Annotated in this window: 1 protein-coding gene; it reads right to left on the reverse strand. The window is 44.7% G+C overall.

Annotation, left to right across the window (positions count from 1 at the left end; all coding sequences use genetic code 11):
• Positions 1–15 precede the first annotated feature (15 nt).
• Positions 16–915 (reverse strand): IS982 family transposase, encoded by a 900-nt coding sequence (locus Xbud_RS19040; RefSeq protein WP_099137536.1) that lies wholly within the window; start codon positions 913–915, stop codon positions 16–18.
• Positions 916–1,013 lie beyond the last annotated feature (98 nt).

Raw genomic sequence — 1,013 nt, forward strand, 5'->3', positions numbered from 1 at the left:
ACGCGATGCTCGACTTTAACATCCTATAACGTTGGCTTGTTGAAGCCAGTCGCGTTGACTTTTACCTTGTTTAAAATTGGCAAAAATACCCAACGTGTGAGAAAGCAGTTTTCTGGCAATTCGATTACTCAAATGCCACAGATCCCGTGCCCAGCCCTTCTCGATAGCAAATTGTCCGGCGAGTTGACCAATCACCGTTTCAATTAAACGGCGTTTGGCGTTAATCATTCTTCTCGTTTCCTTGGGAAGAGGATCATCCATATTGATACGCATCGGGGTAATCATCTTAATGCCCTGTTGATTCATTTCCTGTTTAAATTCAACGCCTAAATACCCTTTATCGCCAAGCAAACAGCCTTTTATCGGGGCGACCAAATCCCAAGCTGCTTCACGCTCACTGCAACTGGCAGGAGTCACCGTGAGCCCCGTTACTACGCCGGTTTCATCTATCATCAGATGCCCTTTAAAGCCGTAGTAAGTTTCATTCTTAGCGGCACAGTACCCATAATCGGCTTGCCCTTTAAAGTTGGCACTTCCTTTAGCTCTTTTGAACCCACAGACGGGCAGCGGAAATCCGTCGATAATATGTATCGGCCTGTCGAATGCGCCCAATAACATCGCCAGCTTCTCTTGCAGTTTTTGTTTTACAGCCCAAAGATTCGAGGCCTGTTTAGCAAAATTGGCGCGTGAACCCAGTCCCGGAAACCAGTCGCGCCAGTGGTCACAAAAATACGTCCAAATCCCTTTATCTGTTGAAAATCCTAAGAATTCACCAATCACTTCCATCGTGATGACTTCCGCATCACTCAATTTAGGTGGGAGCCCTCGGCTTCTGAATCGCATACCTTGTTGTAACTGCGTTAAATTGTCATCTACCCAACAAAACACCCAAATGATAAAATCTTGTTGTGACATAGCCTTTTGTTCCTTTATTTCTCTATTTTTGACGACTTAAAGTTATAAAGGAGCGGCTATGTCATTTCAACTCATCATAAAAGTCGAGCATCGCGTTA

Origin of the sequence: Xenorhabdus budapestensis, from assembly GCF_002632465.1 — a bacterium.
GTDB classification, from domain to species: Bacteria; Pseudomonadota; Gammaproteobacteria; order Enterobacterales; family Enterobacteriaceae; genus Xenorhabdus; species Xenorhabdus budapestensis.

Bases quoted from the DNA above. Each gene is read 5' to 3' on its own strand.
- Xbud_RS19040 (WP_099137536.1), bottom strand. From the start codon at position 915: ATGTCACAACAAGATTTTATCATTTGGGTGTTTTGTTGGGTAGATGAC.